This is a genomic window from Roseobacter weihaiensis (assembly GCF_020622345.1).
Classification (GTDB): Bacteria; Pseudomonadota; Alphaproteobacteria; order Rhodobacterales; family Rhodobacteraceae; genus Roseobacter; species Roseobacter weihaiensis.
This window is the reverse complement of sequence record NZ_JACNMO010000015.1, coordinates 114,103-138,103: the sequence shown is the minus strand read 5'-3', so window position 1 is coordinate 138,103 and position 24,001 is coordinate 114,103. Positions and strand designations below refer to the sequence as shown.

Sequence of the window (24,001 nt, the reverse complement as noted above, 5' to 3'; positions counted from 1 at the left end):
GCTCTTGGGCGACATCAATTCCAACGTAGCGTTTCATGGTATCTCTCCTCTGGCTGAATGGTTTCAACATCGACTTTAACGACGTTCGAAACCTCCCAAGCCGGATTCGCCGCAGATACGCCATGTCCGCTTCGGGGAATCTGCAAGCGGCGTCGGTCGTGATGGTTAATGTCCGGAATGGGCCGTGAGCGGCAATAGTGTTGCAAGTCTTCTAACCGACTTTACTTGGTTCACTTGACGCTCACACAGCTATGAAATACACCCGGATTCAGGTGAGCGGGCGTTGTGTAATGGTAAGACCTCAGCCTTCCAAGCTGATGATGCGGGTTCGATTCCCGCCGCCCGCTCCAGAAACTCTTTTCCGACCAAATACCTATAAAAGACCAAATCGTAAGAATATAATTCTTTGAACTAATTAGATTTATATTGATTTGAACCACTGCCTTCCAAGCTAATGACGCGGGTTCGATTCCCGCCTCCCACTCCAAATAATTGCCTAAAATGTTGAAATTAAACGGTAGTTTCGTGCCGGTTCGGTTTTTCTTGACCCAAACCCGCAACATTCGCCAAACCACTGCGATTGTCGCGAATGGACAACCTCAATGGGATTTGGGAGAACGAAACGAATTAGTCACATAAGGTGGTTCCTGTGGATTCAGGTTGGTTGGGAATTCTAAAGGCGAGCGCATGGCAACTGCTCGGATTTAGCCTTGGGCTATTCGGCTTCTGGCTCATGTTCAGGCTGTAATTTCTTCCCGCTACTGAATCTCCTTGGGTGGTATATGGGCTGCCTTTTGCGATACTGGTAGTCGGTGGTCTGGCGATCATGTCTTTGTTTGAGAAGGTCGCCATGTACGCCGTTGAAGCTTGGCAGAGACGACACAAAGTCCGCGAGCAGGCTGCGAAGATAAGCGAGCATCAGAAACAGTTCATTGAACATCTTCCCTTTCTGAAAGAGACCGAGCGTGAGATCTATGGGTGGTTGCTGACAAACAGCCAAAAGAGCTTCACGGCCGAAATGGACTGTGGCCACGGATCGTCGCTGTTTAAGAGGGATTTTATTAAATCAGATGCGATCGGCGGTATTGCCTACGGAATGTATGAATTCTCGTTTTCGGTTCCAGATCACATCTGGACGCTACTTGACCATAACAAAGAGCAGTTTCCTTCCGAATTCAAAGATCGGAAGCTGCCTTGGTTCAGGCGGCGCTTTTAAGACATAAACGTTTTTCAGCCGCGTTACATTTGTTGGAAGCGTTAGGTTTGGTTTCTCTTTCCCGCAATAGATCCCGCAACGTTGAAAAACGCCAATTCCCATAACTAGCTGAATTTATGAAACTAAATTCTTCTCCTTGTTTGGTTTCGAAACCCGCCGCCCAGTCCAGCAAAAATGACCAGCAGATCGAAGCTCGATGCCGCAGTAGCAGTTGCACCACCGGAAAGTGAAACGGGCGGGTGAGGATACGGCCATCTGCGGAACAATGCAGGGTTGAACGCTGCCAGCGCACCAGCCCCAACGTACGGACAACACCTCAAAGCCCATTGAAACTGCGCGTAATTGTCCTGATGGGACCGGGATGTCTTGACGCTATCGTCTAGTAAGGCCATGACAATTGTCAGGACGACTATGAGGGAGGGGATATGGCTCGGCCGACACCTGCTGGCCCCGGGGGGCCTGGGCAAACGGAAGAACGTGCAAAGTCCAAACAATTGGGGGCGCTCAAAGCGTTGCTCCCGTTTTTGCGGCCCTACCGTATGCTGGTTTTCGGGGCGATTGCCGCGCTGGTCGTCACGGCCGTGATCTCCTTGACCTTGCCTTTGGCCGTGCGCCGCGTCGTCGATAACTTCTATACCAAAGATGCCTACACGCTTGATCTTTACTTTGCCGCAGCGCTGGGCATCGCGGGCCTGTTGGCCATCGGGACCGGGCTGCGCTACGCGCTTGTCACGCGTCTGGGCGAACGGGTCGTTGCCGACATCCGCAAAGCTATCTTTGACCGCGTGATCGGCATGAGCCCGGCCTTTTACGAAAAGGTCATGACCGGCGAGGTTCTGAGCCGGATCACCACGGATACAACGCTGATCCTGTCCGTCATCGGATCCTCCGTGTCAATCGCGCTGCGCAATCTGTTGATCTTCATCGGTGGCCTTGCGCTGATGCTGCTAACATCTGCGAAACTCACGGGTCTTGTGTTGCTGATTGTGCCGGCAGTGATCGTGCCGATCCTCGTGCTGGGGCGCAGGCTGAGGGTGCTCAGCCGTGAAAACCAGGATTGGATTGCGGCCTCGTCGGGGAACGCATCTGAGGCGTTGAGTGCCGTGCAGACCGTGCAGGCCTTTACCCATGAAAAGGCGAGCCGAAAGCAGTTCTCCGACGTGACAGAGCTGTCCTTTGACGCCGCGCGCAGGCGGGTGACGACCCGCGCGGTCATGACCGTCATCGTGATCTTTCTGGTCTTTGCCGGGATTGTCGGTGTGCTCTGGGTCGGCGCCCGCGATGTCCGGGCGGAAGAGATGACGCAAGGGGCACTGGTGCAATTCGTGATCTACGCGGTGATGGTGGCGGGCGGCGTTGCAGCCCTGTCCGAAATCTGGGGCGAATTGCAACGCGCGGCAGGGGCTACTGAGCGTCTTGTGGAACTGCTCGATACCCAGGACGCGGTGAAAGACCCTGAACACGCCCTTGTGCTGCCACAGCCTGTTGCCGGACGCCTGAGCTTTGAGGACGTCACCTTCGCCTACCCGTCCCGTCCTGAGACAAAGGCGCTGGACCGGGTGAACCTGAGCATCGAACCGGGTGAGACCGTGGCCTTTGTCGGACCCTCGGGGGCGGGCAAGACCACGATCATCCAGATGCTGTTGCGGTTTTACGATCCTGCCTCGGGCCGCATCCTGATCGATGGGATCGATCTTGCCGCCCTGCGGCGCGACGATTTCCGCCAATCGGTGGCCCTTGTACCGCAGGATCCGGTGATTTTTGCCGCCTCTGCGCGCGAAAACATCCGCTTTGGCCGTCCCGATGCCACGGATGCCGAGATCGAAGACGCGGCGCGCGCGGCGGCCGCCCATGATTTCATCGCCGCCTTGCCCAAAGGCTATGATGCCTATCTGGGTGAGCGCGGCGTGATGCTGTCCGGTGGGCAAAAGCAACGGATCGCCATTGCACGTGCCATTCTGCGCGACGCCCCTGTGCTGCTGCTGGATGAGGCCACCAGCGCGCTGGATGCCGAAAGCGAGCGCGCGGTGCAGGAGGCCGTCGACAGGCTCAGCCAGGGGCGCACGACGCTGATCGTGGCCCACCGGCTTGCGACGGTGAAAAAAGCGGATCGCATCGTGGTCATGGATGAGGGTCGCGTGGTCGCAACCGGCGCGCACGACAGGCTTGTCTCCGAAGGCGGGCTCTACGCCCGGCTGGCCAAGCTGCAATTCACCGAAGGGATGGCGGCGGAGTAAATTCCGCCCGCCGTTGACGTCACGTCCCCCCAAAAAGCACGCCGCGTCACGAGGCTTGCGCCGCATGTGATATACTCGCATCCTGCGCGCCACACAAAGGACGATAAACATGCCATGTCAGGGGAGGGACACGCATGACTTTTGCCGGTTTGGACGACCGCGACGCCATTGAAGGTGAAATGCCGTGGAAGGAGCGGGGTCTGCCTGCAACGCTCTATCAATTGCTGAGTGAGACGACGTCGAAATTTCCCGATAGCAAAGCCACCAGCTTTCAGATTTTCTCGGGCCCGGCCGACAAGGCGGAAACCCTTACGTGGTCGGTGCTGAAGGATCGCGTGACGCAGACGGCCAATCTGTTTCGGTCGCTCGGCGTGGGCGAGACGGATGTGGTGGCCTACATCCTGCCCAATGCAAACGAGACGGTGCTGGCGCTTCTGGGCGGCGCTGTGGCGGGTATTGTGAACCCGATCAACCCGCTGCTTGATGCAGAGCAGATCGGGTCCATTCTGCGCGAAACCAACGCCAGGGTGGTTGTGACCCTGCGGCCTTTCCCCAAAACCGACGTGGCCGACAAGGCAGCAGAGGCGGTCGCCCTCGCGCCCAATGTGCAAACCGTGCTCGAGGTCGATCTGCTGCGCTACCTGACCCCGCCGAAATCCTGGATTGTGCCCCTGATCCGGCCCAAGCGGCAGTTTCAGAACCAGGCCAGATACCTCAGCTTTCATGCCGAAATTGCCAAGCAACCCAAAACCCTGCGCTTTGCCGACAGCACGGAGGATCGCGTCGCCTGCTATTTCCATACCGGCGGCACCACGGGCATGCCCAAAGTGGCGCAACACCGCTATTCGGGGCTGATTTACAACGGATGGATCGGCACGCGGCTGCTCTTTACCGAAGAGGACAATATCATCTGCCCGCTGCCGCTGTTTCACGTGTTCGCCAGCCACGTGATCCTGATGGCGGCGGTGACTTCCGGCGCGCATGTGATCTTTCCCACGCCGCAGGGGTATCGGGGTGATGGGGTGATGGATAACTTCTGGAAGCTGGTGGAGCGGTGGAAGGTCACCTTTATCATCACCGTGCCCACCGCCATCTCTGCCAAGATGCAGCGCCCGATTGATGCGGATGTGAGCACGGTGCAGACGGCCTTCTCGGGGTCTGCCCCGCTGCCGCTTGAGCTCTTTCGGCGGTTTGAAAAGGCCACGGGCGTGAAGCTTGTCGAAGGGTATGGTCTGACAGAGGCGACCTGCCTGGTGTCGTGCAACCCGACGGATGGCGAAAAGAAGGTTGGCAGCATCGGCATTCCGTTCCCCTATTGCGATGTCAAGATCTACAAAACGACAGAGAACGGCCCCATCGAGGCCGACATCGACGAGGTGGGCGAGATCTGCGTGTCGAACCCCGGCGTCTATGTCGGCCACACCTACACCGAAGCCGACAAGAACGCGGAGATGTTCTATGGTGAGTTTCTGCGCACCGGCGATCTGGGGCGGGTGGATCCTGATGGCTACCTCTGGATCACCGGACGCGCCAAGGACCTCATCATCCGGGGCGGGCACAACATCGACCCCGCCGAGATCGAAGAGGCGCTTTTGCACCATGAGGCGGTGGCTTTTGCCGGGGCCATTGGTCAGCCTGACGCCCATGCGGGCGAGGTCCCTTGCGCTTTTGTCGAACTGGTCAGCGGGGCGCAGGTGACAGAGGCGGAACTGATCGCGTTCTGCAAAACCAACGTGCACGAACGTGCGGCCCACCCCAAGCACATGACCATCCTACCGGAGCTGCCGAAGACGGCTGTTGGCAAGATTTTCAAACCCGACCTGCGCAAGCATGCCATCACGCGGATTTACAACGACGCGCTGGAAAAAGGCGATCTGCCTGCCCGTGTGGTGGCGGTGATTGACGACAAAAAGCGCGGGCTGGTCGCCCAAGTCGACCCCCGCGGTGCGAGCGAGGAGAGCATCGGCCAGATCCTGGGCGATTACGTCCGCCCATGGGAGGTTGCAGCGACCTCTGTTGCGGCAGAATGAACGATGGCGATCCGGATAAAAAGCGGCGGCCTTCATTGTTCGGGCAAGGGGTGCATCCAATCGGGACAGGATCATCGGGGCAAGCTGGAGCGCCTCTGTCACATCGTCCCTTCAGGGCCTTTGGCATGACAGAGATATAAACGGTTTCTCGTTGTGGCGGGTCGCGCCCCCCGGCTTGCTGACCGCGCAGGCCCTGCCTGTGGCCTGCTATGATGATCGCGACCCCTGACGGGAATGTGACAGCCCGTGAGGCAATTGCGCTTGGGAAATGGCGGTGGAGTGCAGCAAACTGCCATCACCAGTCATCGAAGGACCCCTCATGGCCAAATCACGCAAGATCCGAAAGAGCAAAGCCCCGGTGCCGGAAGAGACGACGCGCCGCGATATGCTTAAGTTGATGCGCAACGGGGCCTTGGGTGTCGTGACGGTTGGCGGCGTGGGCTATTGGGCCGCCGGGTCGTTTCGAGCCTACGCGGCAGAGCACGACCTGTCCCGCATGGGGCAGGGCGCCCCCGCCATTGTGCAGGTCCACGACCCGCACTGCCCCATCTGCACCGCCTTGCAAAAACAGACCCGCGCGGCCCTGAAGGGGTTCGACGACTGCGGGCTGATCTACCTTGTGGCCGATATCAACACGCCCGAGGGGGCTTCGCTTGCGGCACGGCACGGCGTTCCGCATGTGACGCTGTTGTTCTTTGACAGGGACGGGGAGCTGTTGCGCAGTGTGAATGGGATGCACAGTGAGGCGCAGCTCAGCCCGATGATCGCCGATCATAAAGCGGCTACTTAGGCCTGACACGGGCCTCTTGGTGGTGCCGGAAAGCGCCCACCCTAGTTGCCGGCGCTTTCCATCTTGCGGTTGGCGATGACCTCTTCCAGCCAGCCAAGCCGCATCTCGGGCACGGAGCTCAACAGAAGATCGGTGTAGTCGTCAAAGGGTGGGCTGAGCACTTGTGACTTCGGCCCGTACCGCACCACCGCGCCCTGATACATCACAGCGATGCTGTCGGAGATCGCGCGCACGGTCGCCAGATCGTGGGTGATAAAGAGATAGGCGACATCCTCGGATTTTTGCAGGCTGAGCAGCAGTTTCAGAATGCCGTCCGCGACCAGCGGATCAAGCGCCGAGGTCACCTCGTCACAAATAATCAGCCTTGGCTTGGCGGCCAGCGCACGGGCAATGCAGACCCGTTGTTTCTGCCCGCCCGAAAGCTCTGCCGGGTAGCGATCCTGAAAGCCCGTGCCGAGCTCGATCTGGTCCAGCAACTCCTGAATGCGTTTCTGCTTTTCCGCGCCCTTGAGGCCAAAGTAAAACTCCAGCGGACGACCGATGATGGTGCCCACGGTCTGGCGCGGGTTCATCGCCGTATCGGCCATCTGGTAGATCATCTGCAACTCGCGCAGGTCTTCCAGCGGGCGACTGGCGAGATCGGGGGTCAGTTCCCGACCGGCAAAGGTGATCTTGCCTGCGCTGGGGGGCAAAAGGCCGGTGATGACCCGCGCCAGCGTTGACTTGCCGGAGCCGGATTCGCCCACCACTGCCAGCGTCTGACCGAGGTGAAGTTCCACGTTGATGTCTTTCAGCACGTCGAAACTGGTGCCCTTGTAGCGGGCGTTCACGGCCTCCACCCGGAGCACCGGGTGGGGCGTGGGTTGCTTTTCCTCGTGCTGGACGGAGCGGACAGAGACAAGCGCCTTGGTATAGTCTTCGCGCGGGGCGTTGATGATCTGATCGACGGTGCCGTATTCCACCATCTCCCCCATCCGCAGCACCATGATGTGGTCGGACACCTGCGCCACCACGGCCAGGTCATGCGTGATGTAAAGCGCCGAGACGCCGGTGTCGCGAATGGCCTCCTTGATTGCCGCCAGCACATCAATCTGCGTGGTCACATCCAGCGCTGTTGTGGGTTCGTCAAAGACAACGAGGTCCGGTTCCGGGCAGAGCGCCAGCGCCGTCATGCAGCGTTGCAGCTGCCCGCCCGACACCTGATGCGGATAGCGCTGGCCGATGTTTTCCGGGTCCGGCAACCCCAGCTTGCCAAAGAGGACAACCGCACGTTCCTCAGCCTCCCTGCGGCTGAACTTGCCGTGCAGGATTGCGGCTTCGGTCACCTGTTCGAGGATCTTCTTGGCCGGGTTGAAGGAGGCGGCCGCAGACTGGCTGACATAGGTCACCTCGGCTCCGCGCAGGTGCCGCACGTCGCGGATGCCGGATTGCAGGATATCGCGGTCGTTTACCTCAACCGATCCGCCGGTGATTTCCACGCCACCGCGACCGTAGGCCATCGCGGCCAGACCGATGGTGGATTTTCCGGCCCCGGATTCACCGATCAGCCCCAGCACCTTGCCCGGTGCGAGGTCGAAATCGATCCCGTGCACGATATCGATGTCGCGGGATTTCTCATCGGGCGGGTAGATCGTGGCCCCGATCTTGAGGCCGCGGACCTTCAGGAGTGTCTCGCTCATCCCCGGCCTCCCTTCAGGCTGGTGGTGCGGTTCAGCACCCAGTCCGCCACAAGGTTGATCGAGATGCAGAGCACCGCGATGGCATAGGCCGGGTAGAGGGCGGCGGCGATGCCGTAGTTGATGCCTTCCTTGTTCTCCTTCACGATACCGCCCCAATCCGCTTGCGGGGGTTGTACGCCCAGGCCGAGGAACGACAGCGTCGAGACAAAGAGCACTGCAAAGATGAACCGCAGCCCCATTTCAGCCACCAGCGGGGAGAGGGCATTGGGCAGGGTCTCGCGAAAGATGATCCAGCCGATTTTTTCGCCCCGCAGGCGGGCAGCTTCGACATAGTCCATCACGGTGATATCGACAGCCACCGCACGGGCCAGCCGGTAGACCCGGGTTGAGTCCAAAAGCCCCATGAGCACGATCAGGATCGTGATGGTGGTGGGCATCACCGACAGCACCACCAGCGCAAAGATCAGCGAGGGGATCGACATGATGAGGTCCACAAACCGGCTGATGAGCTGGTCGACCCAGCCCCCCGAGACGGCCGCAAAGAACCCCAGCACTGACCCTGTGATAAAGCTGAGCGCCGTGGCGGCGGTGGCAATGAAGATGGTGGTTTGCCCGCCGTAGATCATCCGGCTGAGCAGATCGCGTCCGATGCTGTCGGTGCCCAGCAGGAACTGGTCAGAGGGCGGCTCCCACACGTCGCCCACGATCTCTGCCATGCCGTAGGGGGCGATGAGCGGGGCAAAGACGGCGGCGAGGAAAAAGAGCGTTGTGAAAAACAGCCCGATCAGGGCGGCAACCGGTATTCTCATTTAGGGTGCCTCAGCCTGGGGTTCGCGAGGATCGACACGATGTCCGCCACCAGATTGAGCCCGATGTAGACCGCGGCAAAGATCAGCCCGCAGGCCTGTACCACCGGGATATCGCGCTTGGCCACATGGTCCACGAGGTATTGCCCCATGCCGGGATAGGCAAAGACGACCTCCACCACCACGACGCCGACAACGAGGTAGGCGAGGTTTATCATCACCACATTGACGATGGGGGCGATGGCGTTGGGAAAGGCATGTTTGCGGATGATCTTGAGCATCGGCATGCCCTTGAGCTCGGCGGTCTCGATATAGGCCGATTGCATGACGTTGAGGATGGCGGCGCGGGTCATCCGCATCATATGCGCCAGCACCACCAGCGTCAGCACCATGACGGGGATTGCAATGGCGTTGAGCTTTTGCCAGATCGTCATGCTGTCGTTGATGATCGCCACGGAAGAAAACCAGCCGAACTGGATCGACACCCAGTAGACCAGCACATAGCCGATCATGAATTCAGGGATAGAGATGGTGGTCAGCGTCACGCCGGAGATCAGCTTGTCCGGCCAGCGGTCCTTGTAGCGTACGGCCAGCAGGCCCAGAAAAATCGCCAGCGGGACGGAGATGACCGCCGCCCAGAACGCCAGAAACAGCGTATTGGAGAGCCGCGCGCCAAGGCTTTCCGCAATGTCGAGGCCGTTGGTCAGGGCAGTGCCGAGATCGCCCTGCAGGATGCCGCCCAGCCAGGAGAGATAGCGGGTCAGGGGCGGCTCGTTCAGCCCCAGTTCGCGGCGCATGTTCTCCAGCGCTTCGGGCGTGGCGGCCTGTCCGAGGATCTGTTGGGCCACATCTCCCGGCAGGATCGAGGTGCCGGCAAAGATGAGAATGGAGGCGGCGAACAGCAACAGGACACCCAGCGCAAGGCGCTGGGCAACCAGTGTTAAGATCGGGTGCATCTGCCCAGCCTCAGGCAGTCACCCAGCATTTGACGCTTGCGAGATTGTTCATCATCTGATCGTTCGGGTCTTCGCTCCAGCCGCCGACGGTGTTGGAGACGCCGTCCACGAAATCGTTGAACATCGGCAGGATCAGCCCGCCTTCGTCGCGCAGCATCCGACCCATCTTGGAGTAGATCTCCTTGCGCTTGGCTTCATCCAGCTCGCCCCGCGCGGCCAGCAGCATCTCGTCGAATTCCGGGACCTTGAACCGGGTATCGTTCCAGTCCGCGGTTGATAGATACGCCGTGGAGTACATCTGGTCCTGTACCGGACGACCGCCCCAGTAGGACGCACAGAAAGGCTGCACATTCCAGACCTCTGACCAGTAGCCGTCGTTGGGTTCGCGCTTGATCTCCAGCGGGATACCAGCCGCCTGTGCGGATTGCTGAAAGAGGGCTGCCGCATCCACGGCACCGGGGAAGGCCCCATCGGCTGTGCGCAGAATGATGGGTGAGCCGTCATGGCCGGATTTCTCATAGTGCTCGGCGGCCTTGGCCAGATCATGCTCGCGCTGCGGGATCGTGTCGTCAAAGAGCGGGTAGGATTTGTTGATCGGCATGTCATTCCCGATCGAGCCATAGCCCCGCAGAATCTTGTCAACCATATCCTGGCGGTTGATTGCGTATTTCAGCGCCAACCGCAGCTCGTTGTTGTCAAAGGGCGGGGTGTCGATATGCATGATGAACACATAGTGACCACGACCCGAGACGCTTTTGACGCTCAGGTTCGGGGCCCGGTCGAGCAGGCCCGCGACCTTGGGGTCGATCCGGTTGATCAGATGTACCTGACCCGATTGCAGGGCGGCCGTCCGGGCAGTGGAATCGTTCAGCACCAGCACCTCGACCTCGTCGGCATGGCCGCGGGTATCGTCCCAGTAGTTGGGGTTTTTCTTGAAGCCATGGCGCACGCCGGGCTCGTCAACCTCCAGCATATAGGCGCCGATGCCGATGGCCGCGGCCGGGTCATCCACGCCGCCACCCGGCTGGATCATCAGGTGGTAATCGCCCAGCAGATAGGGCAGGTCGGCATTGCCAATGCCAAGCTCGACGATGAAATTGTCGCCATCGGCCCGCATGCTCTCAATGTCGGTCAGCAGCCCCAGCGCGCCGGACTGGCTGTCCTCGTTGGCGTGGCGCTGGATCGTGGCCAGCACGTCTTCGGCGGTCAGGGTCTTGCCGTTGTGGAATTCCACGCCCTGCCGGATCTTGAAGGTCCATGTCTTCGCATCCGCTGACGCTTCCACGCTTTCGGCTGCGCGGAAATCCAGCCCGCCGTCGGGGGCGGTGTTGACCAGCGGCTCACCCCACATGCGCAGGTTGGTCACGGGGACTTCGGAGGCGGCGGCAGCCGGGTCTTGGGTGTTCGTGCTTTCGCCCCCGGAGGAGCCGATGCGCAGCGTGCCACCTTTCACGGGACCTTCAGCTTTGGCAGCAGATGCCAGCATGGTGTTGGCAACAGCGGCCGTCACACCGAGGGCTGCCGCGCGCCCGACAAAGTCACGGCGTGTCATCAGGCCTCTTGTGACACGTTTACTAAGGTATTTGAGCTCGTCGTTCATTGGTATCTCCCGATGGGTAATGCGTTCTGTGCGCTTTTTTGCTTTTTATGTGATGGCAGCAGGCTTGCGCATTTCTGGCGCTGTCGCAAGGGCTATTGCGGATATTTGATAAGTCCGGTCTCAGATATGGTCGCGCGCAATTTGATCCGTCACATCGCGGGCATAGATCAGGACGTCGTTCTCATAGGCCTCAATGCGGGCCGTGAGAAAGAAACTCTCCGCATCCGACCACATGGTGCTTGTGGTTTCCGTACGCAGTCGTATGTCATCGCGCTCCATCTCTTCGGTCCAGTGGCAACTGCCGCGCGCAGACAGCGGATCATCCGGGTGGATATCCCAGCGCTCGCGCGCCACCGAGCCCGCGACCAACCCGTGGTCTTTATCGCGAACCTTGCCGAAATCATCCTCGATCACCAGCGATACGATGCCCGTTTTCATATCCACAACCCGGTGGCGGGTATTTCTTTCCGGGCGCAGCACTTCCGTTTCCCAAGGGTCTGCGGCGGTCGGGGGCTCAAAGCTGTATTCGTCCTTTCGGGCCGTTCGCCGGACGGGCAAATTCATTGTCCCGCTATACAGCGTCAGGCTGGTCCGCTCGGGCGCGGGCCACAGCAGCGGCCAGTAGGCGGAGGAGACCGCCACCCGCAGCCTGTGTCCCTGTGGCAAGCGGTAGGCGATGTGGTCGAGCGGGAAGGTAACCCGGATGGTCTCTCCCGGCGTGACGGGGCTGGGGGCTGCATGGCTGTCGCGGTGGCTGAGGTTCAGAACCCCGTAGGTGATCCGGGTTGAGGCCCCGTCCGGATGCACGTGGTTCAGCCGCACAACCACCTGTGCCTGTGGCACATCCGACACCAGCCGCAGGGTGATCCGTGGCGCCCCGAAGATGTCGGTGTCGGCCTCTGCCGGCGCGCTGTCGAAGGTTGCGGACATCATATCGTCGGCACGCTGGTCGCCGGGCATTTCAGGGCCCAGCCAGATCGCGCAATACTCGCCCGCCTCTGCGCCGCAATCCTGCGGCGAGGTCACCTGCGCGGTCAGGGGTCCAGCCCCATCCGAGAGCCCGACATTGGTCAGATGCAGGGTCCGGTGAGGAATATGTGCGGCGGCCCCGTATTCTTCGGCAACCCACCGACCGGCGCGTTCAGTGTGCCAGCGCTGCGGTCGGACACCGTCCATGAGATAGGCGCGGTAGTCGGGATCTTCGGTCACGCCGGTGTCTATGTCCTTCAGCCAACGGTCCCACCAGCGCAGAGCTTCCTGCAGAAACCCGATCCGGGGTTCAGGCACGGCGAAATGCGGGTATTTATGCACCCAGGGGCCCACGATGCCTTTGGCCCCCGGCAGGGCCGCGACCAGTTGCGGCACCGCGTTCTTATAGGCGTCCCCCCAGCCGCCGATGGCCAGCACCTTGGCCTTGATGGCGCTGTAATCCTCGATGACCGAGCCATGTTTCCAATACGCATCGCGCCGCTGATGACGGAGCCAGAGCGCCGGGAGGAAGGGTTCGTTTTCCAGCCGGTTCAGCCAGTCCTCGCGCCAGTCCGGGCGCAGGGCCGGGTCGGGGGCGCGGCTTGAGTAGGCCCACATCGCAGCCCCCCAGCCCAAGTTTTCATTCAGCAGGCAACCGCCTTTGTAATGGATGTCATCCGCGTAGCGGTCCACGGTGGAACACAAGGTGATGACAGCCTTGAGCGCGTCGGGGCCGAGGGCTGCAACCTGCAATCCGTTGAACCCGCCCCAGCTGATCCCCATCATGCCAACGCGCCCGTTGCACCAGGGCAGGGCCGCGATCTGGTTGATGACTTCGACCGCATCCGCGAGTTCCTGCGGAGTGTATTCGTCGGTCATCAGCCCCTGGCTATCACCATTGCCCCGGATATCCACCCGCAGACAGGCATAACCCCGTGCGGCAAACCACGGATGGGTCAGCGCGTCGCGCGCGCAGGTGCCGTCGCGCTTGCGATAGGGCAGGTATTCGAGGATCACGGGGACCGGATCATCGCCTGCATCCTTTGGTTTCCACAGACGGGCGGACAGGCGGCAGCCATCGCTGAGGGTGATGCCGAAATCAGGGTCTTCTTCGATGTCGCGAAGAGTGTCGGGCGCAGTCATATGGGCACGGTTGCGGGCGCGCGCGGATTTGTCAACCGGTGCAGCCAGTTAGGTTCCGTTTTTCAGGGCGATCACGAGGTCCATGACATTGGTGCCGGTAGGGCCCGTGGTCAGCAATGCACCCTCTGCCTCAAGCCAGGCGCCTGCATCGGCCCGATCAAGTGCTGCCTGCCCCGAGGTTTGCCAGGTGGCGCCATCGACGATTGCGCCCGCCGCCATGGTGGGGCCGTCTGTGCCGTCTGTTCCGGCCACCAGCACCTCGATGCCCTGCTGCCCGGCGATCTCGCGTGCGATCAGCAGGGCGAGGGCCTGATTGCGCCCACCGCGTCCGGGGTTGGGCGGCAGCACCACGGTGGGTTCGCCGCCCCAGAGATAGAGCCCAGAAGATCCGGATCGCAGCGCCGCACCCAGCCGTGGGCTCAATACGTTGATATCTTCGTAGAGCGTTTCGTCGTTCACCTGCAGCGTCAGACCCTGCGCCCGCGCTGCCGAGGCGATGGCCGCGCGGGCGATCTCATTGCTCGCGACAATCCTTGGATCGAAGTCAAAGCCGGGCGCGCCCGACACATCCCCGATGCCGGAGCCGATGACCGACAGCGCGTCGCCTTCGACATCCGAGATCGCCAGCGTTGTCACAGAGGCGCCCTTGAAGCCGGCCAGCAGCTTACCCCCCTTGATCTGGCTGAGGGTTTTACGGACTTTATTCACGGCGTGAATATCGGCCCCCGATCCCAGCATCTGTTTGGTGCGGGCGGTGAGGCCTGCCAGATCAAGACCGTCCAGAGGCGCTTCGACAAGCGCTGAGGCCCCGCCCGACACGAGCATCAGCAGATGGCTGCCTGCGGGCATCCCCTCGACGATCTCGCGCACGCGCGCCCCGGCGCGCAGAGAGTTCTCATCCAACACCGGATGGGCGGCTTCGATCACCTCGGCCCCGGTGGGCGCTTGCTCGGCGTGGCCGTATTTTGTCACGATCAGCGATCTGGCTGTCGGATACTTGGCCTGTGCCGCCGTGGCCATAGCCGTCGCGGCCTTGCCCACGGCGATGATCTGATCCGGCACGGGCGTCTCTTGCGCCGCCAGTGCACGGGCCACGGCCGTGTCCCCACGCACGGCCTCTACCCCTGCATCAAACAAAAGTTTCAGCGTTTGGGAATGTTGCATCAGTTGGGCCTTTCGAAGGGGGGGCGGGAGCGCGGTTCAAAGCGCGTCGGTGTCTAGCCAGATCGTGACAGGGCCGTCATTGGTTAGCGCCACCGCCATGTCAGCGCCGAAGCGTCCCGTCTCAACCACGTCAACCCGGCCCCGCAGGTCTTGGGTGAACTGCGCGTACAGGGCCTCGGCGTCGGCGGGCTTGGCCGCGCCGGAAAATCCCGGCCGGTTCCCCCGCCTGGTGTCGGCGGCAAGGGTGAATTGGCTCACGACCAGGGCCGCGCCGCCTGACTGGGCAAGATTGAGGTTCATTTTGCCTGCCGCATCCTTGAAGAGCCGCAGTTTTGCGACCTTGGCGGCCAGTTTTGCCGATGTTTCTTTGGTATCGCCCGGCATGGCGCAGACAAAGATCAGCAGCCCTGCGTCGATGCGGCCCACGACCTCTGCACTTACAATGACCGAGGCCTCGGTGACACGTTGCAGCAGCGCTCTCATGCGAGGCGTTCCCCGCAGCCGGGCGCTGTGCCCGTAGATGGTTTTGCGGCGCGGTTCATGCGTTCAATCCGTAGGCAAGGCCAATTGCGGCGGCGATGATCAGCCCGGCGATGATTGCCAGCGCGATCTTGACGGCCGAATAAGGGCGCTGCCCTTGCACCTTGCCGGTGCGCCCGTTGACGACAAAACGGTAGGTCTCGCCCCGGTACTTGTAGGCGGCGAGCCAGACCGGCAAGAGCACGTGTTTGAAGGTCACGTCACGGACAGTGGTATCGACCTGATGGATGCGCTGACGGTCGCCGCCGATGTCGAACTTGATGTCGCGGCGGATCACCCCGTCCATGACGGCGCGCGCCTCGGCAAAGCCTTCCTCCAGCGACACCGCATAGCCTTCGGCGCGAAAACCTGCGAGGTATTCGGGGGTATAGGGCTCCAGCGCGGACAGATCCCAAGGGGCCAACCCGTCGGTAAAGCGTTTCGGCAGGCTTTTCGAGGCCAGCACCAGCACGTCGTCAAAGAACCGGGCGACCTGTCCACGGGCCGCGCGCCACCGCACCTTGGCGACCCGTATGGACTGGCGCTTGCCGTTGCGCATCACCGTGCGGGTTTCATAGTAGACAGTGCCGCGTTCGCCGCTGTAGCGTGTCGCGGTGTCTGCGTCATAAGTCCAGTAGGGCACATAGATCCCGTCCATCCGGCGGCCCTTGCGGGCATAGTCCTGCAACCCGTTGGGTGCAAACCACAAGGCCCCCAGCCAGTCGTTCATGGCGTCATGGGCGGTGGGTTCGTCCAGCGCAAAGGGCAGCACGGCGCGCGGTTTGATGTGGCGGTGGGTGCCTGTGTCGGTGACCACGGGCGTTGCACAGAAGGGGCATTCCTTGGCGTGGATGTCGGGGTCGAACTCGACCTCGGCGGCACAGTTGGGGCATTTGGAGACCCGTGTCTCTTCCATTTCGGGCGCGGGCAGGGCCCCCTTGAGCGCTGCGTTGAAATCGAGCTCGCGAATGGTGGTGGCGGCCCAGGGGCCCTGTTCGAGACTTTCGGTGTTGCCACAGTGCTGGCAGACCAGCTGTCCGGTTTTCGGCTCAAACCGAAGATCGGCACCGCAGGTGTCACAGGGAAAATGCTGCTGCATGTTGGTCATGGGACGAGAGAACCCCCGTCCGTGGTGTCGCCCGTCGAGTTCGTTACGCGACAGTGTGTCATGAGGGCAGGGCCTCGGGCGCATGGGCGACAATCCGGAACTCCACCAGCGCGCCCGGACGCCGCAACCCGGCAACCTCGATCGCAGTCCAAGCAGGGATCGGTGCGGAGAAGACATGTTTCAGCACTTCCTGCACCGCATCAAATGTGGTGGCGATATCCCTGTGATAGCTTGTCAATTCGACCACATTGGCCTCATTCGCGCCCGCAGCTGCCAGGACAATTTGCGCTTTTTCCAGAGCGATACGCGCCTGATCCGCGGCGGATTTCGGCATCGTGCCATCTGCCCGACCGCCCGTGGCTCCGGTCAAAAACAGCAGATCACCGCCGCGAACGGCCGGCGAAAAGCCGGTGGTGGCTGCCGCATCTTTGAGCGCATCGGGGACGATCGCCTTGCGCATTTCAGACGGCCGGTGGCGGAGGAGGTGGGGGCAGAACCGTAAAGAGCTGCGCGAGCTCTGCCACGTCCTCCGCCTGCATCCAGCCGTCCTGTCCCGGTGTCCAGACCATCGTCTCGCGGGTCAGCGCGCCTTCGGTCGCCATCCGGCCCATCGCAGCCTTGGAGAATGGGCCCTTGGTCTGTCCGTTCTCGGCAATGTGCCAGACGTGTTCGACCGGGGGCGGAGCAGGCGGCAGTGCCGCGGTAGCTGTCGCTCCGGCGGGTTTGGCGCCCCAAGGGCCGACCTGCTGGGCCGCCGCATGGCCGATCTGCATGCCCAGACCCGCACCGAGACCGGCCTGAATGGCGGCGGCCCCGCCGCCGTCCCGGCCCAGGGCCTCGGCCGCCTGAAACTGCATGTATTCGTTGAGATTGCCGATCACCCCCATGGAGGACCGCTTGTCCATCACCTCTTCGACGGCGGGAGGCAGCGAGATGTTTTCAACGTAAAGCTCCGGCATCGACAGCCCGTATTCGGCCAGCTGCGCTGAGATTTCCTTGCCCACCAGTTGCCCCAGCTCGCGGGTGTTGGCGGCCATGTCCATGACCGGAATGCCGGCGCGGGCGATGGTGCGCGAGAACTCCTGCACAAGGATGTTGCGGATCTGGAAGCTGATCTCATCCATGGTGAATTCACCATCGGTGCCCACGATTTCAACCAGAAACTTCGCCGGGTCCGAGACCTTAATGCTATAGGTCCCAAAGGCGCGCAGCCGCACCGGGCCAAACTCGGGATCGCGGCAGATCACCGGGTTTTTCGTGCCCCATTTCAGGTCATTGAACCGGGTGGTGTTGACAAAGTAGACCTCGGATTTGAACGGGCTTTTGAAGCCGTGATCCCAATGCTGCAGCGTTGTCATGATCGGCATGTTGTTTGTCTCAAGCATGTAAAGACCGGGGGTGAACACGTCTGCCAGTCGCCCTTCATGCACGAACACCGCAGACTGGCCTTCGCGGACGGTCAGCTTGGCACCGTATTTGATCTCGTGGCCCTCGCGTTCAAAGCGCCAGACCATCGTGTCGCGGGTATTGTCCGTCCAGTGGATGACATCGATGAATTCACCAGAGAGAAAGTCGAAAATTCCCATAGCTTCAGTCCTTTGATCTGTCGGCCCTTACAGGGGGCCAGAGGAGGTCAGTTCGCGGGCGATGATCCGCGTCACCGGGGCGGCTTCGGTCGCGGACATGCCGGGTTTCAGGCGCGGGTCATAGAGCATCTTGAGCAACAGTTCATCATGGCTTGTCAGAAGCGCAAACTCATCGTCATCGTTGAATATCGAGGGGCGTGCGTCCCGGCTGTCATTCGCGAGCCCCAGACCCTGTGCCATCTCCTCGTGGATGCAGCTCAGACGCAAAAGGCCCGGATTTTCAGCCCGGATCACTGCCACGGCGGCCGTGTAGGTATTGACGTTGCGGCCCGAGGCGTAAGCGGCCACGACGCAATAGGTGTCACGGTCCAGGTCCCGCAAAGGATCAAGGCTGCGCGCGCTGATACCGGGCAGACGGGCAGCGGCAAGGTCAAGGGCGGTATCGCGATCATCCTCGCCTGCGATGATGACAATGAAGTTGGCGGGGCCGTAGCTGCTCACCGGGTGGTCGGTGATCTGGCCCAGCCTGCGGGCGTAGTTTTTGACATTGGCGGCGTCGCTTGTCCGCTGCGAAGGAGGGACACCCGCCCCAAAGATCGTGCTCACGCGGACCGGTCCGCTCCACCGGCGCAGAGGGCTTTTCCCGCCGCGCCCCTGCAGGGCGCTGGCATATTCGTTGTAAAAGACGATCTGTTCAAAATTGCGCGCCAGCATATCGGCGGTAAAGGGCGTGTCGGGCCCGCCGCCGTCGTCGCGTAACAGCCCCTGGTTCAGCTGCGCGGATTGCACCTGCACCAGGTAACTGCGCAGGGCGGCGCTGGCCTGGGAAGTGGGCCGTGCCACGGGCTGGACCAATCCGGCAGGCCGTGCCTGCGGCATTGCACTGGTCATCTGGTCCATGTCGCAGGCCGCAACGGCGCAAAGCGCGGCCAGTGCCACGCTCCAGCGCCTTATGATCTGTAGGGCCTGCATGGAAATTCAGCGCGGCACCGCGGTGGCAGCCGTGTCGCCGGTGCCATCCCCACGCGCCTTGGCCGAGGCCAGGGTGTCGCGCAGTTTGGTTTCCATATCCTGCAGTTCCACTTCGGCGGCGGCCCGTTTCGCCTTGCCCTCGTCGGCGATTTGCAGGCTCTCCTCGATCGTGCCGATCAGGTCGGCATTGGCCTGCTTCACGGCTTCGATGTCGAAGACGCCGCGCTCCATCTCTTCGCGGATGATCTTGTTGCTCTCGCGCAGGTTCTTGGCGTTGGCGGTCAACAATTCGTTGGTCAGATCATTGGCGGAGCGCACCGCCTGCGCGGCCTCGACAGAGCGCTGGATGGTGACCGCCTGGGCCAGCTGCGTCTCCCAGAGCGGGACGGTATTGACCAGCGTGGAGTTGATCTTGGTCACCAGCGATTTGTCGTTCTCCTGCACCAGCCGGATCGAGGGCAGCGACTGCATGGTGACCTGACGGGTCAGTTTCAGGTCGTGTACCCGGCGTTCCAGATCGTCGCGGGCGGCGCGCAGGTCGCGCAATTCCTGGGCGACCATCACCTGATCGTCCTCTGCTGCGGCTTCGACCTCGGCCGCTTTGGCGGGGATTACCGTCTCATCCAGCTCGCGCAGTTTTTCTTCGCCAGCGGCAATGTAGAGCGCCAGTTCATCATAGAACTGCAACGTCTTTTCATAAAGCATATCGAGCGATTTGATGTCCTTCAGCAGGGTGTGCTCGTGCTTGAGCAGGTCGTCGGTGATCCGGTCGATCTGATCCTGCACCTCCTCGTATTTGGCGGTGAACTTGGCGATGGGCGCGGCGCGGCCAATCAGTTTTTCCCACCAGCTCCGCTCGCGGCGGACATCCAGTTCAGAGATCGAAAAGCCGCGGATGGTGGTGACGATGTTGCGCAGGGAATCACCCGCAGGCCCGACATCCTTGTTGCGCACCCCGCCCAGCATTGCCTGGCTGATCTCCTGCAACTCCACCTGCGCACGGCTGCCGAAGGACACGATGGAATTTGTATCCGACATGTCGATTTCAGCAATCCGGGTCGAGATCTCGGCGCTCAACGGGGCATCGGCCTCGGCCAGCGGCACAATCGCATTGGCCGGTCGCGGCTCCGGCAGGGTGGCGGCGGTCACCTCTTCGACCAGAGCAAGGGCCTCCTGGGCCTTGGCACGTGTTTCTTCGGACATGGTGTCTCCCTCTATCTTTCTTGGTGTGGTGCCGCGTCAGTCCAGCCGCACCCCTTCGCGGTCAAGCCGGTCCCGTAGGACGTCGATTTCGATGGTCAGATCGCTGCGGTCATCCAGCAGCAGTTTCTCGTTGCGCGCGGCAAAGTTCCGCTCCAGATCGTCCAGCAAAGCCAGGTAATCGGCGCGGGCTTCTGCGCTGTGGTTCCGGGTGTAGATGTCGGCGAATTTCGCGGTCGCGTCGCGCGCGCCCAGCAGATAGACACCCAGATATTTGCGCGCCGCGGTCAGGTCGCGCGGGTCCTCTTCCACGATGCGGATCAATTTGCGGGCGGCGGTCTGGAACCCGGCCATCCGGTCGTTGATCGCGCGGTCTCCCACACGGCGCAGCGCATCGGTCATGGCCGTGAGATGTGCATCGGCCTCATCCACCACGCGGGCGACGCGGTCTTGCTGAAAGGTGTCGACACCTTCCATCCCCTTATGCGCCAGCGGATCAATGCCGAAAGCCGACAGATGCAGCCCGGCCGTCACGACACCGTAAAGAACCGCCGCGATGATTCCGCTGTCGTGGCTCAGCGCACCGAGGCCAATGCCGGCACCCGCAAGCAATGCGGCGAGGATCTTGCGCGGGAGCGCCGGGCGCCGGGCCACCTTGCGGTCGTTATAAGCCGCCTCAGCCTGCAGGCCACCGCGCAAAAGCCAGGCGCCCAGACAGAGCACACCGGCCCCCGCCGCTCCCAGCACGAGCCCGATCGCGCCCTGAAACAGGGCGGTAAAGACCAGCGCAACCGGCGGCAGGAACATGAAATTGGCCCGTGCGCCCACAGGGTCCACCCTGGCCGCCGTATAGCTGCCTTGCGCCTTGGATTGGGTCTGAGGCGTGCCTTTCGGGCTGTATTTGCCGCCGAAGCGCTGCGCCATGCCTAGAGGCCCCCCATCAAGCCGGAGGCGACACCCAGCATCAGCAAGAGCAGGGCGACATAGGCAATTTTCTGAAATGTCGTCGGTGTCATCTGGCGTTCCCGGGCCGGTCCTTGGCGTGAATATAGGCGTTTGCGGTTTGAGGCGCTAGGGTCGAGTATGACCGCTGGCCTCATCGCGTGCCCGCTCAAGGCCAAATGCCTCCGCGTCACGCAACATCCCCAATCTGGAGGCTTGCCGCCCCAATGGCGAGGGGGAAACTTGCCGGTTTTGCATCATTTGCGTGCTGCGGGCCGACGCGCCCCCCCCGAGTTGCCGCGCGGGGGCCGGGCGCGTTTTACGGATTTGGGACGGTTTTGACCTGCGGGTGCGGTGTTTTTGTCCGCTTCGGTGTCTGTCGGCTGCAGCCCCAATTGATCGCGCATCACCCGGCGGCGGACCTCTTCGACCGCGCCGGGTTTCAGATCACCGAGTTGAAACGGGCCGTAGCTGACGCGGATCAGCCGGTTCACGGTCAGACCGACCTCTGCCAGCGCGCGCCTGATCTCGCGGTTGCGGCCCTCGCGCAGGCCGATGGTCAGCCAGGCATTGGCCCGCTGCTGGCGGTCTAGCGTGACCTGCATCGGCTGGAACCGCTCGCCTTCGGCTGTGATGCCCTTGCGCAAGGGTTCCAGCGTGTCATCCGTGGGGCGGCCGTTGACGCGCACCCGGTAGCGCCGCAACCAGCCGGTCGAGGGCAATTCCAGCTTGCGTTTGATCCCGCCATCATTGGTCAGCAGGAGCAGCCCTTCGGAATTGAGGTCCAGCCGCCCGACGCTCATCACCCGCGGCAGGTCCTCGGGCAGCGTGTCATAGATCGTCTCGCGCCCTTTCTCGTCGCGGTCGGTGGTCACCAGCCCCGTGGGTTTGTGATAGAGCCACAGGCGCGGCGGCTCCGGCGCGCTGACGTCCTTGCCGTCGACCGCAATCCGGTCGCGGTCGGTGACATTCAGCGCGGGCGAGGTGATTGCCCGGCCATTGACGGTCACGCGCCCGGCCTCGATCATACGCTCCGCCTCGCGTCGGCTTGCGATACCGGCGCGGCTGAGAACTTTGGCAATGCGGTCACCCCGCGGGGCAGGATCAGCGGTCATGCGCGCGGCATATCCTGTTTGCAAGGGTTGCGAAAGGGACCAGTTTGCGGGCATCTGGGGGTATGAAATTCAACACCCACATGGAAGCCGCGCTGTCGGAGGCACGGGCAGCGGCAAAGCGCGGCGAGGTGCCGGTGGGGGCCGTGGTTGTTGATCCGGCGGGCGTTGTCGTGGCGGCGGCGGGCAACCGGACCCGCGCTGACAATGATCCCACCGCCCATGCGGAAATCCTGGCCATCCGCTCGGCCTGTCGGGCGGCGGGGTCAGAGCGGCTGATCGGCTACGCCCTTTACGTTACGCTTGAGCCCTGTGCGATGTGTGCCGCGGCAATCGCTGCGGCACGGATCGACCGACTCTATTATGGGGCGAGTGATCCTAAATCGGGCGGGGTCGCACAGGGTGCGCGCGTCTTTTCGCATCCGCAGTGTCATCACGTCCCTCAGGTCTTCGACGGAATCGCTGCCGCGGAATCCGAGGCGATGCTCAAGGGGTTTTTTACCGCGCGCCGATGATCTCAGAGCGCAATCGGCTCCATCACCACCGGTTCGATCACGCGGACCTCCGGCAGCCCCTCGATCAGGCGTTGGGCGGATTGCTCCAGCACATCAAAGGTCTTGTAATGGCAGGGGATCACGATCTTGAAGTCAAAATAGCGTTTGGCCGCATAGGCCGCCCCCGCCATATCCATTGTAAAGTGACCGCCCGCAGACAGAATGCCGATGTCGGGTTTGTAGTAATCCCCGATCCAGTCCATATCGGCCATGATGCCGGTGTCGCCCGAGATATAGAGCGTATGGCCTTCGCCTTGCACGATAAAGCCTGCTTCCCGGCCCACCGGCGCCGCGGCGTCAGGCCCATAGGAGGTCGTGTGCATCGCAGGCACCAGAGAGACCGCAACGCGGCCCAGATCTACGGTGCCACCGATGTTGAACCCGATGACGCTCAGGCTTTCGTGGGTTTCAAAGTAGCTCATGAAATCGTAAATCCCCACCGCCGGGGCGCCAAGCGCCTTCGACAGTCGCACCAGATCGGCGGTGTGATCGAAATGGCCATGCGTGATGAGGATATGTGTGGCCCCGTCGACCGCTGCGTCATGCAGGTCTTCGCTCAGCATCGGGTTGCCGGTCAGCCAGGGGTCGATCAGCAGGATCTGATCTTCGATTTCGATCCGAAAGCTGCCGTGTCCAAGCCAGATGATTTTCATTGATCCTCTCCCTATCTGCAATAAGACGACTGTAGCGGGCGCGTGCCGGTCTGGGGACCCGTCCGCGCGGATTTTTTGAACCGGAAAGGGGCTGACCTTGGAGTGGACAAGAGCCGTTGATGCCTATTGTGAGCGGATGGGGCCGGAATACTGGGCCGAGCCGGTCAATGCGATCACCAATCTTGCGTTTATCGTGGCGGCTCTGGTGATGTGGCGGCGCTCTGCCGGTGTTGTGCTGGCACGGGTGCTTTGCGCTGTTCTCTTCGCCATCGGGGTGGGCAGTTTTCTCTTTCACACCCATGCGCAGGCCTGGGCGGGGATGGCGGATGTGGTGCCGATCCTTCTGTTCATCCTGATCTATATCTTTGCCATCAACCGCGCGGCCTTTGACCTTGGCCCCTGGGCGGCTCTGGGGCTTACGGCGCTGTTTTTTCCCTATGCCGGGATGATGGTGCCCGCGTTTTCGCTGATCCCGGGGCTCGGTGGGTCTGCGGGTTACGCACCGGTGCCGCTTTTGATCTTTCTTTACGCCGCCTTCCTGCGCCGCACGCAGCCTGATCTGGCGCGCGGGCTGGCGCTCGGGGCGGCCCTTCTGGTGGTCTCGCTGACCTTTCGCACGCTGGATGAGCCGCTCTGTGCGGTGGTGCCGGGCGGGACCCATTTCATGTGGCATCTGCTGAACGCTCTGATGCTGGGCTGGATGATCGAGGTTTACCGCCAGCTGAGACTTGGCAAGACCGCACATGCGGGGTAAACGGCGCCCAA

Annotated in this window: 22 protein-coding genes and 1 tRNA gene; 7 read left to right on the top strand and 16 right to left on the bottom strand. The window is 61.9% G+C overall.

Annotation, left to right across the window (positions count from 1 at the left end):
- The first annotated feature begins 276 nt into the window (after positions 1-276).
- Positions 277-350: transfer RNA gene (locus tag H7847_RS16675), tRNA-Gly, on the top strand.
- 500 nt (positions 351-850) lie between these two features.
- Entirely contained in the window at positions 851-1,216 is a 366-nt protein-coding gene (locus tag H7847_RS16670) for a hypothetical protein (RefSeq protein ID WP_227270616.1), read from the top strand.
- Here H7847_RS16670 and H7847_RS16665 read toward each other — a convergent pair.
- Positions 1,200-1,517 (bottom strand): hypothetical protein, encoded by a 318-nt coding sequence (locus tag H7847_RS16665; RefSeq protein ID WP_227270615.1) that lies wholly within the window; start codon positions 1,515-1,517, stop codon positions 1,200-1,202. The two genes, H7847_RS16670 and H7847_RS16665, sit on opposite strands and share 17 nt — an antisense overlap.
- A 124-nt stretch (positions 1,518-1,641) precedes the next feature.
- Between H7847_RS16665 and H7847_RS16660 the strand changes: the two genes are divergently transcribed.
- From H7847_RS16660 to H7847_RS16650, 3 genes are all read left to right on the top strand, one after another.
- A complete protein-coding gene (locus H7847_RS16660; protein ID WP_227270614.1) occupies positions 1,642-3,453 on the top strand; it encodes an ABC transporter transmembrane domain-containing protein in 1,812 nt (603 codons plus the stop codon).
- Between the two features lie 134 nt (positions 3,454-3,587).
- On the top strand, positions 3,588-5,483 hold the full coding sequence (locus H7847_RS16655; protein ID WP_227270613.1) for an acyl-CoA synthetase: 1,896 nt from the start codon (positions 3,588-3,590) through the stop codon (positions 5,481-5,483).
- A gap of 319 nt (positions 5,484-5,802) precedes the next feature.
- Positions 5,803-6,273 (top strand): YbbN family protein, encoded by a 471-nt coding sequence (locus H7847_RS16650; RefSeq protein WP_227270612.1) that lies wholly within the window; start codon positions 5,803-5,805, stop codon positions 6,271-6,273.
- Positions 6,274-6,314: 41 nt separating this feature from the next.
- Here the strand turns inward: H7847_RS16650 and H7847_RS16645 are convergent, their stop codons facing one another.
- The 14 genes from H7847_RS16645 to H7847_RS16580 form a co-directional block, all read right to left on the bottom strand.
- Positions 6,315-7,952 (bottom strand): ABC transporter ATP-binding protein, encoded by a 1,638-nt coding sequence (locus H7847_RS16645; protein ID WP_227270611.1) that lies wholly within the window; start codon positions 7,950-7,952, stop codon positions 6,315-6,317.
- Complete coding sequence (locus tag H7847_RS16640; RefSeq protein WP_227270610.1) at positions 7,949-8,761, bottom strand: ABC transporter permease; 813 nt, start codon at positions 8,759-8,761, stop codon at positions 7,949-7,951. Before H7847_RS16640 ends, H7847_RS16645 begins: the two co-directional genes overlap by 4 nt.
- Positions 8,758-9,714, bottom strand: a complete 957-nt coding sequence (locus H7847_RS16635; protein WP_227270609.1) for an ABC transporter permease — start codon at positions 9,712-9,714, stop codon at positions 8,758-8,760. The genes H7847_RS16640 and H7847_RS16635 overlap by 4 nt, the downstream gene beginning before the upstream one ends.
- A 10-nt stretch (positions 9,715-9,724) precedes the next feature.
- The gene (locus H7847_RS16630) at positions 9,725-11,314 is read right to left on the bottom strand and encodes an ABC transporter substrate-binding protein (protein WP_227270608.1); all 1,590 of its coding nucleotides are present in this window, start codon (positions 11,312-11,314) and stop codon (positions 9,725-9,727) included.
- Between the two features lie 120 nt (positions 11,315-11,434).
- Positions 11,435-13,426, bottom strand: coding sequence for a CocE/NonD family hydrolase (locus H7847_RS16625; protein ID WP_227270607.1), 1,992 nt, complete (start codon positions 13,424-13,426; stop codon positions 11,435-11,437).
- Positions 13,427-13,474: 48 nt separating this feature from the next.
- Positions 13,475-14,590, bottom strand: a complete 1,116-nt coding sequence (locus tag H7847_RS16620) for a DUF4147 domain-containing protein (RefSeq protein ID WP_227270606.1) — start codon at positions 14,588-14,590, stop codon at positions 13,475-13,477.
- 36 nt (positions 14,591-14,626) lie between these two features.
- Complete coding sequence (gene dtd / locus H7847_RS16615; RefSeq protein ID WP_227270605.1) at positions 14,627-15,073, bottom strand: D-aminoacyl-tRNA deacylase; 447 nt, start codon at positions 15,071-15,073, stop codon at positions 14,627-14,629.
- 55 nt (positions 15,074-15,128) lie between these two features.
- Positions 15,129-16,217 (bottom strand): TFIIB-type zinc finger domain-containing protein, encoded by a 1,089-nt coding sequence (locus tag H7847_RS16610; RefSeq protein ID WP_227270604.1) that lies wholly within the window; start codon positions 16,215-16,217, stop codon positions 15,129-15,131.
- A gap of 58 nt (positions 16,218-16,275) precedes the next feature.
- Positions 16,276-16,677 (bottom strand): Rid family hydrolase, encoded by a 402-nt coding sequence (locus H7847_RS16605; protein WP_227270603.1) that lies wholly within the window; start codon positions 16,675-16,677, stop codon positions 16,276-16,278.
- A 1-nt stretch (position 16,678) separates the two neighbouring features.
- A complete protein-coding gene (locus H7847_RS16600) occupies positions 16,679-17,803 on the bottom strand; it encodes an SPFH domain-containing protein (protein WP_227270602.1) in 1,125 nt (374 codons plus the stop codon).
- A gap of 27 nt (positions 17,804-17,830) precedes the next feature.
- The gene (locus H7847_RS16595; RefSeq protein ID WP_227270601.1) at positions 17,831-18,775 is read right to left on the bottom strand and encodes a DUF2927 domain-containing protein; all 945 of its coding nucleotides are present in this window, start codon (positions 18,773-18,775) and stop codon (positions 17,831-17,833) included.
- Positions 18,776-18,781: 6 nt separating this feature from the next.
- On the bottom strand, positions 18,782-19,978 hold the full coding sequence (locus H7847_RS16590; RefSeq protein WP_227270600.1) for a toxic anion resistance protein: 1,197 nt from the start codon (positions 19,976-19,978) through the stop codon (positions 18,782-18,784).
- A gap of 36 nt (positions 19,979-20,014) precedes the next feature.
- Positions 20,015-20,899 carry a 5-bromo-4-chloroindolyl phosphate hydrolysis family protein gene (locus tag H7847_RS16585; RefSeq protein ID WP_227270599.1) on the bottom strand — a complete coding sequence of 295 codons (885 nt, stop codon included), beginning with the start codon at positions 20,897-20,899 and terminating at the stop codon, positions 20,015-20,017.
- Positions 20,900-21,174: 275 nt separating this feature from the next.
- A complete protein-coding gene (locus H7847_RS16580) occupies positions 21,175-22,032 on the bottom strand; it encodes a pseudouridine synthase (protein ID WP_227270598.1) in 858 nt (285 codons plus the stop codon).
- Positions 22,033-22,094: 62 nt separating this feature from the next.
- Between H7847_RS16580 and H7847_RS16575 the strand changes: the two genes are divergently transcribed.
- Positions 22,095-22,544, top strand: coding sequence for a nucleoside deaminase (locus H7847_RS16575; protein WP_227270597.1), 450 nt, complete (start codon positions 22,095-22,097; stop codon positions 22,542-22,544).
- 2 nt (positions 22,545-22,546) lie between these two features.
- Here the strand turns inward: H7847_RS16575 and H7847_RS16570 are convergent, their stop codons facing one another.
- Positions 22,547-23,236 (bottom strand): metal-dependent hydrolase, encoded by a 690-nt coding sequence (locus H7847_RS16570; protein WP_227270596.1) that lies wholly within the window; start codon positions 23,234-23,236, stop codon positions 22,547-22,549.
- 97 nt (positions 23,237-23,333) lie between these two features.
- On the opposite strand from H7847_RS16570, the gene H7847_RS16565 reads away from it, so the two are divergent.
- Positions 23,334-23,990: a ceramidase domain-containing protein gene (locus H7847_RS16565; RefSeq protein WP_227270595.1), complete on the top strand. Its 657-nt coding sequence runs from the start codon at positions 23,334-23,336 to the stop codon at positions 23,988-23,990.
- The last annotated feature ends 11 nt before the right edge of the window (positions 23,991-24,001 follow it).

Coding starts and splice junctions, on each gene's coding strand:
- H7847_RS16670 (WP_227270616.1), top strand. CDS start 851: ATGTACGCCGTTGAAGCTTGGCAGAGACGACACAAAGTCCGCGAGCAG.
- H7847_RS16660 (WP_227270614.1), top strand. CDS start 1,642: ATGGCTCGGCCGACACCTGCTGGCCCCGGGGGGCCTGGGCAAACGGAA.
- H7847_RS16655 (WP_227270613.1), top strand. CDS start 3,588: ATGACTTTTGCCGGTTTGGACGACCGCGACGCCATTGAAGGTGAAATG.
- H7847_RS16650 (WP_227270612.1), top strand. CDS start 5,803: ATGGCCAAATCACGCAAGATCCGAAAGAGCAAAGCCCCGGTGCCGGAA.
- H7847_RS16645 (WP_227270611.1), bottom strand. CDS start 7,952: ATGAGCGAGACACTCCTGAAGGTCCGCGGCCTCAAGATCGGGGCCACG.
- H7847_RS16640 (WP_227270610.1), bottom strand. CDS start 8,761: ATGAGAATACCGGTTGCCGCCCTGATCGGGCTGTTTTTCACAACGCTC.
- H7847_RS16635 (WP_227270609.1), bottom strand. CDS start 9,714: ATGCACCCGATCTTAACACTGGTTGCCCAGCGCCTTGCGCTGGGTGTC.
- H7847_RS16630 (WP_227270608.1), bottom strand. CDS start 11,314: ATGAACGACGAGCTCAAATACCTTAGTAAACGTGTCACAAGAGGCCTG.
- H7847_RS16625 (WP_227270607.1), bottom strand. CDS start 13,426: ATGACTGCGCCCGACACTCTTCGCGACATCGAAGAAGACCCTGATTTC.
- H7847_RS16620 (WP_227270606.1), bottom strand. CDS start 14,590: ATGCAACATTCCCAAACGCTGAAACTTTTGTTTGATGCAGGGGTAGAG.
- dtd (WP_227270605.1), bottom strand. CDS start 15,073: ATGAGAGCGCTGCTGCAACGTGTCACCGAGGCCTCGGTCATTGTAAGT.
- H7847_RS16610 (WP_227270604.1), bottom strand. CDS start 16,217: ATGACCAACATGCAGCAGCATTTTCCCTGTGACACCTGCGGTGCCGAT.
- H7847_RS16605 (WP_227270603.1), bottom strand. CDS start 16,677: ATGCGCAAGGCGATCGTCCCCGATGCGCTCAAAGATGCGGCAGCCACC.
- H7847_RS16600 (WP_227270602.1), bottom strand. CDS start 17,803: ATGGGAATTTTCGACTTTCTCTCTGGTGAATTCATCGATGTCATCCAC.
- H7847_RS16595 (WP_227270601.1), bottom strand. CDS start 18,775: ATGCAGGCCCTACAGATCATAAGGCGCTGGAGCGTGGCACTGGCCGCG.
- H7847_RS16590 (WP_227270600.1), bottom strand. CDS start 19,978: ATGTCCGAAGAAACACGTGCCAAGGCCCAGGAGGCCCTTGCTCTGGTC.
- H7847_RS16585 (WP_227270599.1), bottom strand. CDS start 20,899: ATGGCGCAGCGCTTCGGCGGCAAATACAGCCCGAAAGGCACGCCTCAG.
- H7847_RS16580 (WP_227270598.1), bottom strand. CDS start 22,032: ATGACCGCTGATCCTGCCCCGCGGGGTGACCGCATTGCCAAAGTTCTC.
- H7847_RS16575 (WP_227270597.1), top strand. CDS start 22,095: ATGAAATTCAACACCCACATGGAAGCCGCGCTGTCGGAGGCACGGGCA.
- H7847_RS16570 (WP_227270596.1), bottom strand. CDS start 23,236: ATGAAAATCATCTGGCTTGGACACGGCAGCTTTCGGATCGAAATCGAA.